Source organism: Streptomyces sp. NPDC043738 (assembly GCF_056436545.1).
Genome location: NZ_JBWKCJ010000004.1, coordinates 69,320 through 81,686, shown reverse-complemented (window position 1 = coordinate 81,686; position 12,367 = coordinate 69,320). Strand labels below are relative to the sequence as shown.

Annotated in this window: 13 protein-coding genes; 9 read left to right on the top strand and 4 right to left on the bottom strand. The window is 71.2% G+C overall.

Annotated features, from left to right (window positions below; all coding sequences use genetic code 11):
* Positions 1-21 precede the first annotated feature (21 nt).
* Positions 22-705 carry a glycerophosphodiester phosphodiesterase gene (locus tag AC0680_RS07795; protein WP_478625848.1) on the bottom strand — a complete coding sequence of 228 codons (684 nt, stop codon included), beginning with the start codon at positions 703-705 and terminating at the stop codon, positions 22-24.
* Positions 706-1,170: 465 nt separating this feature from the next.
* On the opposite strand from AC0680_RS07795, the gene AC0680_RS07790 reads away from it, so the two are divergent.
* The 4 genes from AC0680_RS07790 (at position 1,171) to AC0680_RS07775 (ending at position 5,385) form a co-directional block, all read left to right on the top strand.
* The gene (locus AC0680_RS07790) at positions 1,171-2,568 is read left to right on the top strand and encodes a DUF6421 family protein (RefSeq protein WP_478625847.1); all 1,398 of its coding nucleotides are present in this window, start codon (positions 1,171-1,173) and stop codon (positions 2,566-2,568) included.
* Positions 2,569-2,627: 59 nt separating this feature from the next.
* Entirely contained in the window at positions 2,628-3,389 is a 762-nt protein-coding gene (locus AC0680_RS07785) for an SDR family NAD(P)-dependent oxidoreductase (RefSeq protein WP_478626223.1), read from the top strand.
* Positions 3,386-4,456, top strand: coding sequence for a threonine aldolase family protein (locus AC0680_RS07780; RefSeq protein WP_478625846.1), 1,071 nt, complete (start codon positions 3,386-3,388; stop codon positions 4,454-4,456). Before AC0680_RS07785 ends, AC0680_RS07780 begins: the two co-directional genes overlap by 4 nt.
* 224 nt (positions 4,457-4,680) lie before the next feature.
* Positions 4,681-5,385: a B3/B4 domain-containing protein gene (locus AC0680_RS07775; protein ID WP_478625844.1), complete on the top strand. Its 705-nt coding sequence runs from the start codon at positions 4,681-4,683 to the stop codon at positions 5,383-5,385.
* 75 nt (positions 5,386-5,460) lie between these two features.
* Here AC0680_RS07775 and AC0680_RS07770 read toward each other — a convergent pair whose 3' ends face one another.
* On the bottom strand, positions 5,461-6,168 hold the full coding sequence (locus tag AC0680_RS07770) for a lysophospholipid acyltransferase family protein (protein ID WP_384428406.1): 708 nt from the start codon (positions 6,166-6,168) through the stop codon (positions 5,461-5,463).
* 166 nt (positions 6,169-6,334) lie between these two features.
* Positions 6,335-6,751 (bottom strand): DUF4395 domain-containing protein, encoded by a 417-nt coding sequence (locus tag AC0680_RS07765; RefSeq protein ID WP_478625842.1) that lies wholly within the window; start codon positions 6,749-6,751, stop codon positions 6,335-6,337.
* Positions 6,752-6,826: 75 nt separating this feature from the next.
* Here AC0680_RS07765 and AC0680_RS07760 point away from each other — a divergent pair, with 75 nt between their 5' ends.
* The 4 genes from AC0680_RS07760 (at position 6,827) to AC0680_RS07745 (ending at position 9,998) form a co-directional block, all read left to right on the top strand.
* Positions 6,827-7,255, top strand: a complete 429-nt coding sequence (locus tag AC0680_RS07760) for a TlpA family protein disulfide reductase (RefSeq protein WP_478625841.1) — start codon at positions 6,827-6,829, stop codon at positions 7,253-7,255.
* Between the two features lie 225 nt (positions 7,256-7,480).
* Positions 7,481-7,987 carry a flavin reductase family protein gene (locus AC0680_RS07755; RefSeq protein ID WP_478626221.1) on the top strand — a complete coding sequence of 169 codons (507 nt, stop codon included), beginning with the start codon at positions 7,481-7,483 and terminating at the stop codon, positions 7,985-7,987.
* 212 nt (positions 7,988-8,199) lie between these two features.
* Positions 8,200-8,985: an electron transfer flavoprotein subunit beta/FixA family protein gene (locus AC0680_RS07750; RefSeq protein WP_384428412.1), complete on the top strand. Its 786-nt coding sequence runs from the start codon at positions 8,200-8,202 to the stop codon at positions 8,983-8,985.
* Between the two features lie 50 nt (positions 8,986-9,035).
* Positions 9,036-9,998 (top strand): electron transfer flavoprotein subunit alpha/FixB family protein, encoded by a 963-nt coding sequence (locus AC0680_RS07745; RefSeq protein ID WP_384492287.1) that lies wholly within the window; start codon positions 9,036-9,038, stop codon positions 9,996-9,998.
* 95 nt (positions 9,999-10,093) lie between these two features.
* Here AC0680_RS07745 and AC0680_RS07740 read toward each other — a convergent pair whose 3' ends face one another.
* Entirely contained in the window at positions 10,094-10,612 is a 519-nt protein-coding gene (locus tag AC0680_RS07740) for a DinB family protein (RefSeq protein ID WP_478625838.1), read from the bottom strand.
* Between the two features lie 202 nt (positions 10,613-10,814).
* Here AC0680_RS07740 and AC0680_RS07735 point away from each other — a divergent pair, with 202 nt between their 5' ends.
* Positions 10,815-12,086 (top strand): DUF6986 family protein, encoded by a 1,272-nt coding sequence (locus AC0680_RS07735; protein WP_478625837.1) that lies wholly within the window; start codon positions 10,815-10,817, stop codon positions 12,084-12,086.
* Positions 12,087-12,367 lie beyond the last annotated feature (281 nt).

The window sequence follows — 12,367 nt, the reverse complement described above, 5'->3', positions numbered from 1 at the left end:
GATTTCCCCGGTGGGGGGCCGCTACGCGGTGAAGCGCACCGCCCGCCGGATCTCCGGCATGTCCGTCACCACGCCGTCCAGGCCCAGGCCGCGCGCCAGCCGGAGCTGATCGTGGGTGTTGACCGTCCAGCCCAGCACCTTCAGATGCGCGGCGTGCGCCCGCTCGACGAGTTCGAGGGTGAGCCGGCGGATGTTCAGCGAGAGCATCGACGCGCCGACGGCCTGTGCGCGGTCGACGACGTCCGCGCCGTAGCGGCTGCCGACCAGTGCGGTGCGCACCCCCGGCAGCAGGGTGCGGATCGCGGCCAGCGCCTCGTCGTGGAAGGAGATGACCTCCACCCGGCCGGTCAGGTCGCGCGACCTCATCACCTCGGCCAGTGCCTGCGCGGCCGCGACGTCCTTGATCTCGGCCTGCAGCGGCGCCCTGACCGCCTCCAGGACCTCCTCGAAGACGGGGATCCGCTCGCCCTGCCCGGCGTCCAGCTCGCGCAGCTCGGCGAGGGTGCGCTCGGCGATCGGCCCGGCGCCGTCCGTGGTGCGGTCCACGTCCGCGTCGTGCATCACCACGAGCGCGCCGTCCTTGCTCAGATGCAGATCCAGTTCGATGACATCGAGGCCTTCGTGCTCGGCGCGTACGAAGGAGCGCAGGGTGTTCTCCGGCTCCACGCCCATGATCCCGCGGTGTCCGATGGTGAGAAAGGACAAGGCTGCCTCGCTTCTGTCGGCTCGGTACTGCTGTCGGCTCTTCGTCAGTGTCGACCGTCGACCGTCGGCAACGGCGTTCCGAAATGGCGTTCAGCCTAACGGGGACAAGTGCAGATGAACCGGTTGCGGACGCAACCACGGTGTGTCCAGTACGGGTACCCGCCATATCCGGCCTTCAGACCGCCTCCCGCCGGCGTGGGCGCGTCCCGCCCAGGGCCCGACGGCGGCCGTGTGGCATATGCCATAGGGTCGTCCGGTCGTGTCCGCACGACGTGCGCAGACCGGGAGGAAGCCCGGAATCCCTTGGCGCTACAGGCAGGAAGTCCCGCCGATAGCACGACCCACAGGAAAAAGGGGCGCGACGGCCGGGTGTCGGCAGAAAAATTTTCAGCTGGCCCACTTGAGTGAGCGAACCTCGCCTGGTTACCGTGTGCTGACAAGACGATCTACCGCCGGAGGGCAGTCATGACGGAAATTCTTTCGCCTGTGGGTGTCCGGGGAGGCACTCCGACCGCAGAGCGTGTCGTGGAGCACCCGGCGTGGCCTGTCCTGAAGGACGCGGTCGAGACCATCCGGCCCTGGCAGTCCAAGGACGGATCGATCGATCTGACGGCGGAGGGCGCGCCGAAGGCCGAGGCCGTCCGCGCCGAGGTCGAGCGGGTCGCCGCGGCCGTCACGGAGCTGGGCGCGCTGCTGCCGCACAACGCCGCCTACCACCAGGCGCTCGTCACCGACCTGCGCCGCTGGGCCGACGACGGCTTCGGCGTGCCGGACTTCCTGGACTCGCTGCTCGCCTTCCAGCCCGCGCAAGCGCGTGCCGACGGCCTCCAGCACCTCGTGCTGTTCCCCATGTACACCCAGAACGGCAACCCGAACCGCAACTTCGAGGCCGTCGTCCTGCGTATGGTCTGGCCCGAGTGGCTCTCGGAGCTGGAGCGCACCCGCTACGACAACCCCCTGTTCCTCGGCATCACCTTCGAGGACTTCACGGCCGGCTACGACACCCACTCCGCCGTGCTCTTCCCCGAGACCATCGCGGTGCGCGAGGCCCCCGAGCGGTTCAGCTGGGGCGGTATCTTCTGCGACCGCGAGGCCGCCCGCTTCCGCCGGGTCAGCCACGCCGCCGTCGAGACGCTGGGCCTGGAACTCCCGCAGGACATCCGCGAGATGCTCGACGACCAGGAGCGCTGCCAGGAGGCGTTCGTGCTGTGGGACATGGTGCACGACCGCACCCACAGCCACGGCGACCTGCCGTTCGACCCGTTCATGATCAAGCAGCGCCAGCCGTTCTGGATGTACGGCCTGGAGGAGCTGCGCTGCGACCTCACCGCCTTCAAGGAGGCCGTGAAGCTGGAGGCCGAGGGGTATTCCCAGGCCCGCGACGTGCAGTTCGCGGTGATCTTCGACCGGATGTTCCGGTTCCCCGTGAGCGGCGACCGGATCCGCAACTACGACGGCCTCGGCGGCCAGCTGCTCTTCGCGTACCTGCACAAGCACGACGTCGTACGCTGGACGGACAACACACTGCACATCGACTGGGAGCGGGCGCCCAAGGTCACCAACCAGCTGTGCGGCGAGATCGAGAAGCTCTACCGCGACGGCATCGACCGGCCCAAGCTGGTCCACTGGTTCGCCGCGTACGACCTCGTCTCGACCTACCTGGCACCGCACCCGGGTTCGGTCTGGGCCAAGGGCCCCGACGCCCTCGACCTGGACCAGCCGCCGCGCAAACTCGTGGACGACGTGCTGCCCGACGAGTTCCCGCTGAGCATGTTCTACGAGGCGCTCGCCAAGAAGCTGCGCGCTGTGATCACCTCTACCAAGGGCATCACGGCCCACAGCGACGTGCTGGCGGCGGCATGAACAACGACCGGAACACCCGGCCACAGGCCGTCCAGGAGCAGGACGAGGAGGCGACGGAGATGGTTACTTCGACGGGCGGCCAGGGGCCGCTGGAGGGTGCGGTCATCGCGGTGGCGGGAGCGGCCGGCCCGGCCGGCCGCGCCACCCTGCTGCGGCTGGCCGAAGCGGGGGCCGTGGTCGTCGGCTCGGACTCCAACCCCGAGCGGCTGGCGGAGGCCGTGGACGCGGCCCGCTACGCGCACGGCGGCGCCACGGTCATAGGGGACACCGTCGACCTCCTTGACCCGGACCAGACCCGCGAGTGGGCGGCCCGTACGGAGAAGGAATTCGGCCGGATCGACGGCCTGGTGCACCTCGTCGGCGGCTGGCGCGGCTCGTCGACGTTCGCGGAGACCGACCTGGCGGACTGGGACCTCCTGCACAAGCTGCTGATCCGCACGGTTCAGCACACCTCCCTCGCCTTCCAGGAGCCCCTGGAGCGGAGCGGCAACGGCCGTTTCCTGCTGATCAGCGCGGCCGGCGCCTCGAAGCCCACCGGCGGCAACGCCGCCTACGCGGCCTCCAAGGCCGCCGCCGAGGCCTGGACGCTGGCCATGGCGGACGGTTTCCGCAAGTCGGGGGGCGAGGAGGGGCCGCGCGCCGCGGCTGCCATCCTGGTCGTCAAGGCGCTCGTCAACGACCAGATGCGCGCCGAGCGACCGAATGCGAAGTTCGCGGGCTTCACGGATGTCACGGAGCTGGCCGAGGCCATCGCCGGCGTCTGGAGCCGGCCCGCCCAGGAAGTGAATGGACAGCGTCTGTGGTTGACCCCCGAGCCGTGACCGGAGCGAAGACTGACGCCCGGCAGCACCACGACCCCCAGGTACGCGGCTTCGCCAGCGACAACTACGCGGGCGCCCACCCCGAGGTCCTGGCCGCGCTCGCCCTCGCCAACGGCGGCCACCAGGTCGCCTACGGCGAGGACGACTACACCGCGCACCTCCAGCGGGTCTTCCGCAGCCACTTCGGGCAGCGCGCCGAGGCGTTCCCGGTGTTCAACGGCACCGGCGCCAACGTCGTCGCCCTCCAGGCCGTGACCGACCGCTGGGGCGCGGTGGTGGCCGCCGAGACCGCACACATCAACGTCGACGAGTGCGGTGCGCCGGAGCGGGTCGGCGGGCTCAAGCTGCTGACCGTACCCACCGAGGACGGCAAGCTCACCCCCGAGCTGATCGACCGCCAGGCCTGGGGCTGGGAGGACGAGCACCGTGCGATGCCGCAGGTCGTCTCGATCACCCAGAGCACGGAGCTGGGCACGGTCTACACGCCCGACGAGATCCGGGCGATCTGCGAACACGCCCATGAGCGCGGCATGGTGGTGCATCTGGACGGGTCGCGGATAGCCAACGCCGCGGCGACCCTCGACGTCCCGATGCGGGCCTTCACCAACGCGGTGGGCGTCGACATCCTCTCGTACGGCGGTACGAAGAACGGCGCGGTCTTCGGCGAGGCCGTGGTCGTGCTCAACCCCGACCGGGTGCGCGCGATGAAGCATCTGCGCAAGATGTCCATGCAGCTCGCCTCCAAGATGCGCTTCGTCTCGGTCCAGCTGGAGGCGCTGCTCGCCAAGGACCTGTGGCTGCGCAACGCCCGGCACGCCAACACCATGGCGCAGCGGCTGGCGGCCGGAGTGCGGGCGATCGACGGGGTGGAGATCCTCTATCCGGTCCAGTCCAACGCGGTCTTCGCGCGGCTGCCGCACGATGTCAGCGAGCGGCTGCAGAAGCGCTATCGCTTCTACTTCTGGGACGAGCAGGCCGGCGATGTGCGCTGGATGTGCGCCTTCGACACCAAGGTGGAGGACGTCGACGGCTTCGTTGAGGCGCTGCGGGAGGAGATCGCTCGGTAGGGCCTGTCCGCGGGGCCTGTCCGGTGGTCATGACCGGGCGCGAGGCGCCGTCGGGCCGACCGTGAAGGTGGCAAGCGAGTCCAGCGCAGTGGAGAGTTCACTGTGCTGGACTCCTTGGTGCAGTTTGCTGAACCGTGCCTCGTCATGCTCCAATGCCTTCAGGAGGCCGGACATCGACGGGTCCCGGCTTGCCGCCACTCCCACCGATCTTCGAGGAACGGCCCATGCCCAGCCCGACCTGCCCCCTGCACGTCTCCGACGAGGTGCGCGCCCTGGCGCCCGGCTTCGGCTACCTCGCCGTCGAAGCGCACGGTCTGACCAACGGGCCCAGCGACGAGCTGACCTCCGGGCTCCTGGACGAGGCCACCCGCCGGCTGGCCGGCCGTCTCGACGGCCGTGCGCCGCAGGACGACCCGCACATCGCCGCCTGGCGCGCCGCCTACAGTGCCTTCGGCAGCAAGCCGTCGCGCACCCGGAACTCCGCCGAGGCGCTGGCCAAGCGTGCGCTCGCGGACGGGCTGCCGCGCATCAACCGGCTCGTCGACCTCTACAACGCCATCAGCGTCGCCCACCTCATCCCGGTGGGCGGCGAGGACCTCGACCGGATCCAGGGCGGGATGCGCCTGATCCGGGCCGTCGGCGACGAGCCGTTCGCGACGGCGGCCGGCGGCGCCGGGGCCGTCGAGCACCCCGATGCGGGCGAGGTCGTCTGGTGCGACGACGAGGGCGTCACCTGCCGCCGCTGGAACTGGCGCCAGGGCGTCCGCACCCGCCTCACCGAGGACTCCGTCAGCGCTCTCTTCCTGCTGGAGCGGATGGCCCCGATGACGCTCGACGAGCTGACGTCCGCGGGCGCCGAGCTGGCCGAGGCGCTGCAGAAGTCCTGCCCCGGCGCCGGGATCGAGATCGGTGACGTCTGGTCCGGGTGACCGGGGCCGGACGTCGATCAGCCGCCGAAGGCGAACCCTTCGGCGGCTGACGTCGTGGTGGGGCGCCGGCCGAGGCTAGGCGCCGGGCGCCGGTGCGGTGCCGCCCAGGTGCGCCGGGATCCACCAGGTGTCCTCGGGGCCCTTGGGGCGCACGGGGTAGGCGCGCTGGGCCGCCTCCAGCAGGTCCTGCACCCGGGACCGCACCCGGTCGGTGATCTTCTCCGCCTGCTCGGCGGGATCGGCCTCCAGCGGCTCGCCGACCCGAATGGTTATCGGGAAGTGGTTGCGGCCCAAATTGCGCTTGTGGCCCTTGGTCCACAGGCGCTGGGTGCCCCACAGCGCCACCGGCAGCAGCGGCACCCCGGCCTCCTGGGCCAGCCGGGCCGCACCGGACTTGAAGTTCTTCAGGGTGAAGGACTCGGAGATCGTCGCCTCGGGGAAGACCCCGATGATCTCGCCCGAACGCAGTGCGGACAGCGCGTGCTTGTAGGCGTGCATTCCCTGCGCGCGGTCCACCGGAATGTGCTTCATCGCGCGCATCAGCGGCCCCGACACCTTGTGCCGGAACACCGACTCCTTCGCCATGAAGCGCACCAGCCGCTTGGCCGGCCTGGCCGTCAGCCCCGCGAAGACGAAGTCGAGATACCCGATGTGATTGCTCACCAGCACCGCCCCGCCGCGGCGCGGAATGTTCTCCGTCCCGGCGATGTCGAATTTGAGATCGAGCGCCTTGAAGAGCGTGCGTGCGGCGCCGATCACCGGCGGATAGACGAGCTCTGCCATTGTCCGGAGGACCCCTTTTTCCCTTTTCCATGCCTGGGGAGGGTTCTCCCGGCGGAAACCTACGCAGGCGTAACTGCGGCTTTCGGGAGATCGTGCCCGATCGAGGCCGCGGCGGCCAGCGTGCCGGGCGCCGCGGACGGGAGATTCTCGTCACGTGCGGACCGGATCAGCCCACCGCTCGCCGCAGCACAAGGTACATCTCGCACCCCAGGCAGTACCCGAAAGCGGCGTTGAGGAAGGCCGCCGCCAGCGCGCACCCGGTGGCCGCGAGCCCCAGCCACTGCGGGCCCGCGAAGTAGCCGACCAGCCCCACCAGTGCGAAGAACAGCCCCACGCTCTGGGCGAAGCGCGGCGGGGCGGCGTCCTCGAAATGGGTCGGCGCGGACAGCCGGGGACGCACCGCCACCTTGAACACCCAGGCGTAGGGGGAGCGCTGGACACCGGCCGCCGCCCCGACGGCGAAGACCAGCGCCTGCAGGGCCAGCAGCCAGCCGCTCCCGCTGATCAGCACGGCCGCCAGCACCGCCGTCGTCAGCGCCGCCCCGAACCTCGGACCGCGTACGTCAATCCTCTCGACACTCATGCCCCCACCCTCCCGCAGACCGGGCCGCTCGTGGCACCGGGAATTCTTTCGGTCTGGTGAACGCTGCATCCCACGATGACTGGACTCATGGTGTGCATCGCGGTGCTCGCGGCGGCGAGCGTCTTCGGCGTGTGGCACCGGCGCCGCAATGGGAGGCTGACGGTGCGAAAGCGGGACGAACGGGACGGGGTGCCGCGGCTCGGCGCCGCGGCGATCGGCCGGGAGCTGGGGGAGCGGGCCACTCTGCTGCAGTTCTCCAGTGCCTTCTGCCAGCCCTGCCGCGCCACCCGCCGCACGCTCGCCGAGGTCGCCGGCATGGTCGAGGGGGTGGCCCATGTGGAGATCGACGCCGAGGCCCGTCTCGACCTCGTGCGGGAGCTGAACGTGCTGCGGACCCCCACCGTTCTGGTCCTCGACGCGGACGGCGCGATCGTGCGCCGCGCCTCGGGGCAGCCCCGCAAGGCCGACGTCATAGCGGCGCTGGGAGAGGCCGTCCGTGATTGATCTCCCAGATGCCGGGCGGCCCTTGACGCTCCGGGTCACCCGTCGTCAGTCTGACGTGATGCGGCCAGGAACCCTTCTCTACGGACGCGCCCACGTCGACCTTCTGCGGACTGCCAGCGCCCGCTGTCCGGGCGTGTGAGCGACGACGACACCTCCGCCGTCGGCGGCCGCGCGGTTGCCGGCGGCTCCGCCCGGGCCCGTACACCACAGCAGAAGGACAACTCCATGACGGCCTCGCCCGATCTCGGTACGACTCGCGCCGCCTCCCCCGAACTCCTGCGCTCCGTCTTCCGCCGGCACGCCGCCGGTGTCGCGGTGATCACCGCACAGGGTTGCGGCCCGGTCGGCTTCACCGCCACCTCCCTCACCTCCGTCGCCGCCGATCCGCCGCTGCTGTCGTTCGGCATCGGCACCGGCGCCTCCAGCTGGCCGGCCGTCTCCGAGGCCGAGCACATAGGCGTCCACATACTCGGCGAGCACCAGCGCGAGCTGGCCGCCACCTTCGCGCGCAGCGGCGCCGACCGCTTCGGCCCCGCCACCTCCTGGCGCACCGGCCCCGAAGGCGTGCCCCTGCTCGACGGCGTACTGGCCTGGCTGGTGTGCGAGGTCGTGGCCCGTGTCCCGGCCGGCGACCACCGCATCGTGCTCGCCCGGCCCGTCGTCGGCGACCCCGCGGGGTCCGGCCGTCCGCTGCTGTACCACCAAGGTCGCTTCAACGCGCTGAGGGACTGACGGGTTCCCGCTCCGCTTCGTCGTCCCCCGATCAGGGCCGTTGGCAAGGTCACATTTCGACAGCCTTGATTCGGGGCACGAGACTGGATGTACTGGTGGGTAACATGACGGTCGGCGCGGGGATCCGCAACCAACCGGGAGCCGCCCCAACAGGCGCCTATGCTGCCAGCACAAGGCAGTTCTGAAGAGACGAAGCAGGTAGGAGAGCCGGCGTGAGCTTGAGGATCGTTGTCTGTGTGAAGTACGTGCCCGACGCCACCGGCGACCGGCACTTCGCCGAGGACCTGACCGTCGACCGTGACGACGTGGACGGTCTGCTCTCGGAGCTCGACGAGTACGCCGTCGAGCAGGCCCTGCAGATCAAGGAAGCCGCCGACGACGCGGAGATCACGGTCGTGACCGTCGGTCCCGAGGACGCCAACGACGCGCTGCGCAAGGCCCTGTCGATGGGCGCCGACAAGGCCGTCCACGTCGAGGACGACGACCTGCACGGCACCGACGCGCTCGGCACCTCGCTCGTGCTGGCCAAGGCCATCGAGAAGACCGGCTACGACCTGGTCGTCTGCGGTATGGCCTCCACCGACGGCACGATGGGTGTGCTGCCGGCGCTGCTCGCCGAGCGGCTGAACGTCCCTCAGGTCACCCAGCTCTCCGAGGTCTCCGTAGCCGACGGCAAGGTCACCGGCCGCCGGGACGGCGACTCCGCCAGCGAGCAGCTGGAGGCCGCGCTGCCGGCCGTCGTGTCGGTCACCGACCAGTCGGGTGAGGCGCGCTACCCCTCCTTCAAGGGCATCATGGCCGCCAAGAAGAAGCCGGTGGAGTCCCTGGACCTGGACGACCTGGGGATCGACGCGGACGAGGTCGGCCTGGAGGGCGCCTGGACCAAGGTCGAGGACGCGACCGAGCGCCCGGCGCGCACGGCGGGCACGATCGTCAAGGACGAGGGCGAGGGCGGCAAGCAGCTCGCCGAGTTCCTCGCGGGCCAGAAGTTCATCTGAGCCCGTCCGCACCTCAACCGCCCTCATTCTTCCCGCAGGAGACCAATCCCATGGCTGAAGTCCTTGTCTACGTCGACCACGTCGACGGTGCCGTCCGCAAGCCCACCCTCGAGCTGCTCACCCTCGCCCGCCGCATCGGCGAGCCGGTGGCCGTTCACCTCGGCCCGAACGCCGAGGAGGCCGCCAAGGTCCTCGGCGAGCACGGTGCCGTGAAGGTGCTGGCCGCCGACGCCCCCGAGTTCACCGAGTACCTCGTCGCCCCCAAGGTCGACGCGCTGCAGGCCGCCTACGACGCGGTCTCCCCGGCCGCCGTGCTGCTGCCGTCCTCCGCGGAGGGCAAGGAGATCGGCGCCCGCCTCGCGGTCCGCATCGGCTCCGGCATCATCACCGACGCGGTCGACCTGGAGGCCGGCGACGAGGGCCCGGTGGCCACGCAGTCCGTCTTCGCGGCCTCGTACACCACCAAGTCCCGCGTCTCCAAGGGCACCCCGGTCATCACCGTCAAGCCCAACTCCGCCGCCCCGGAGGCCGCCCCGGCCGCCGGCACGGTCGAGCAGCTCGCGGTGACCGTCGCCGACTCCTCCAAGGGCACCAAGGTCGTCTCGCGCACCCCGCGCGAGTCGACCGGCCGCCCGGAGCTGACCGAGGCCGCGATCGTGGTCTCCGGTGGCCGCGGCGTCAACGGCGCCGAGAACTTCCCCGTCATCGAGGCGCTCGCCGACTCGCTCGGCGCGGCCGTCGGCGCCTCGCGCGCCGCGGTGGACGCCGGCTGGTACCCGCACACCAACCAGGTCGGCCAGACCGGTAAGTCGGTCTCCCCGCAGCTGTACATCGCGGCGGGCATCTCCGGCGCGATCCAGCACCGTGCCGGTATGCAGACCTCGAAGACCATCGTCGCCATCAACAAGGACGCCGAGGCGCCGATCTTCGAGCTGGTCGACTACGGCGTGGTCGGCGACCTGTTCGACGTCGTCCCGGCGCTCACCGAAGAGGTCAAGTCCCGCAAGGGCTGAGCCCGTCGGGCCGTCGGGCCCGCTTCGGCAACCGCACGAGGCCCCGTACGCGCGGTGCGTACGGGGCCTCGTGCTGCCGTGGTCCGGGCGGGATCTCAGTCGCCGGTCGCGCCGTCGATCCGCTCGCGCAGCAGGTCCGCGTGGCCGTTGTGGCGCGCGTACTCCTCGATCATGTGGACGTAGATCCAGCGCAGGCTCAGCGTGCGACCGCGGCGCGCCGTGAAGGTCTCGTCCAGCCCGCGGTCGGCCACCGCCTTGTCGCAGGCCTCGATCTCGGCGCGGAGGGCGGCGACGTTCGCCTCGGCGGCGGCCGGGTCCAGATCGTCGAAGTCGGCGTCGGGGTTCTCGTCGGTGAAGTGGTGGTGGCCGATCCGTTCGCCGGCGAAGCGTATGCGGAACCACACGCGTTCGACGTCCGCCATGTGGCGTACCAGGCCGAGCAGCGTGAGGTTGGACGGCGGGCTGCTCTGCTCGGCGAGCTGGTCGGCCGTGAGCCCGGCGCACTTGGCGAGCAGGGTGTCGCGGTGGAAGTCGAGCCAGCCCTGCAGCATCTCCCGTTCGCCGGCCACGGTCGGGAGTTCTCTGCGCTGGACGGAGGGTGCGATCCATGTCATGAGGGCGAGTCTGGCCGGGTCCGGCGGGGCGCGCCACGGATTTGCGGAGGGCGGTCGCGCGCCCGTGACCTGCGCCGCCTCACAGGGGAGGGTGTTGACCTCGTCAACCGACACAGTTAACTTCGCTCTACGGATTGTTGATTCCGTTAAGCGGAAAACGCTCGTGCGGTGGCGCCGGGCGTAAGCACCGGGAGGGTATCGAATGGGGCAGCAGGAGACCGTGGCGACGAGCCTCGCGGACACCGTACGCGAGGGAATCGGAGCCGCCCTCGCCGAGGTGGACGCGGATCTGGCCCGGCGCTACCCCGGTGATCCCGGTACCCGCCAGCCGGTGCACACGGTCTACGTACCCGGCGACGTCTTCACCGCCGGCACCCTGCGCTCCTGGGGCGACCAGGCGCTCGCCGCCCTCGACGAGCACGCCCCCGACGCCGAAGCGCTCGCCGCCGTCCTGGGCATCCCCGCCGAGCTCGCCGCCGACGTCCACGACCGCGTCCGCGCCAAGCTGACCCGCGAGCCCGTCGAGGACCTGCGGATCGACTTCGAGGACGGCTACGGCCCCCGCCCCGACGCCGAGGAGGACGAGGCCGCGGCGCGCGCCGCGGCCCTGGTCGCCGCCGCCTACCGCGACGGCACCGCGGCCCCCTACATGGGCATCCGGATGAAGTGCATGGAGGCCGCCGTCCGCGACCGGGGCATCCGCACCCTCGACATCTTCCTCACCGGCCTGATGGAGGCCGGCGGCCTGCCGGACGGCCTGGTCCTCACGCTCCCCAAGGTGACCTACGCCGAGCAGGTCACCGCCATGGTCCGGCTGCTGGAGGCCTTCGAGAAGGCGCGCGGCCTGGAGAGCGGCCGGATCGGCTTCGAGATCCAGATCGAGACCACCCAGTCCATCCTGGGCGCCGACGGCCGCGCCACCGTCGCCCGCATGATCGAGGCCGCCGAGGGACGCGCCACCTCGCTGCACTACGGCACCTTCGACTACAGCGCCTCCTGCGGCGTCAGCGCCGCCCACCAGTCCCTGGACCACCCGGTGGCCGACCATGCCAAGGCCGTCATGCAGGTGGCCGCCGCGGGCACGGGGGTGCGGCTGTCCGACGGCTCGACGAACGTCCTGCCCGTCGGCCCCACCGCCCAGGTCCACGACGCCTGGCGGCTGCACCACGGCCTCGTCCGCCGTTCGCTGGCCCGCGCCTACTACCAGGGCTGGGACATGCACCCGGCCCATCTGCCGACCCGCTACGCGGCGGTCTACGCCTTCTACCGGGAGGGCCTCGAACAGGCCGCGGCCCGCCTCGCGGCCTACGTGGCCAAGGCCGGCGGCGACGTCATGGACGAGCCCGCCACCGCCAAGGCCCTCAGCGGCTATCTCCTGCGCGGCCTGGACTGCGGTGCGGTCGATGTGTCCGAGGTCGCCCGCCTGACGGGGCTGACGCGAGCGGACCTCGACGCGTTGGCGGGACGCGGTTAGCTGCGCTGGGCTGCCCGCCCACGTTTTCGGCTTTCCCGCCGTGGGGGTTTCGCTGGGTTCGCCTGCGGCGGGCCTCTCCGCTGCGCTTTGCTGCGGCCCACGTTGTCGGCTGTCCCGCCGTGGGGGTTCGCGTGGTTCGCCTGCGGCGGGCTGGTTGCCGCTGCGCGGGGCTGTTCGGCTGCCGGTGTCGGTCCTGGGGGGGGGGGGGGGGGGGGGGGGGGGGGGGGGGGGGGGGGGGGCGGTGGGGGGGGGGGGGGGAGGAAAGGAGGACAAACGGCGGG

Bases quoted from the DNA above. Each gene is read 5' to 3' on its own strand.
- AC0680_RS07785 (WP_478626223.1), top strand. From the start codon at position 2,628: ATGGTTACTTCGACGGGCGGCCAGGGGCCGCTGGAGGGTGCGGTCATC.
- AC0680_RS07790 (WP_478625847.1), top strand. From the start codon at position 1,171: ATGACGGAAATTCTTTCGCCTGTGGGTGTCCGGGGAGGCACTCCGACC.
- AC0680_RS07735 (WP_478625837.1), top strand. From the start codon at position 10,815: ATGGGGCAGCAGGAGACCGTGGCGACGAGCCTCGCGGACACCGTACGC.
- AC0680_RS07775 (WP_478625844.1), top strand. From the start codon at position 4,681: ATGCCCAGCCCGACCTGCCCCCTGCACGTCTCCGACGAGGTGCGCGCC.
- AC0680_RS07740 (WP_478625838.1), bottom strand. From the start codon at position 10,612: ATGACATGGATCGCACCCTCCGTCCAGCGCAGAGAACTCCCGACCGTG.
- AC0680_RS07765 (WP_478625842.1), bottom strand. From the start codon at position 6,751: ATGAGTGTCGAGAGGATTGACGTACGCGGTCCGAGGTTCGGGGCGGCG.
- AC0680_RS07745 (WP_384492287.1), top strand. From the start codon at position 9,036: ATGGCTGAAGTCCTTGTCTACGTCGACCACGTCGACGGTGCCGTCCGC.
- AC0680_RS07755 (WP_478626221.1), top strand. From the start codon at position 7,481: ATGACGGCCTCGCCCGATCTCGGTACGACTCGCGCCGCCTCCCCCGAA.
- AC0680_RS07760 (WP_478625841.1), top strand. From the start codon at position 6,827: ATGACTGGACTCATGGTGTGCATCGCGGTGCTCGCGGCGGCGAGCGTC.
- AC0680_RS07770 (WP_384428406.1), bottom strand. From the start codon at position 6,168: ATGGCAGAGCTCGTCTATCCGCCGGTGATCGGCGCCGCACGCACGCTC.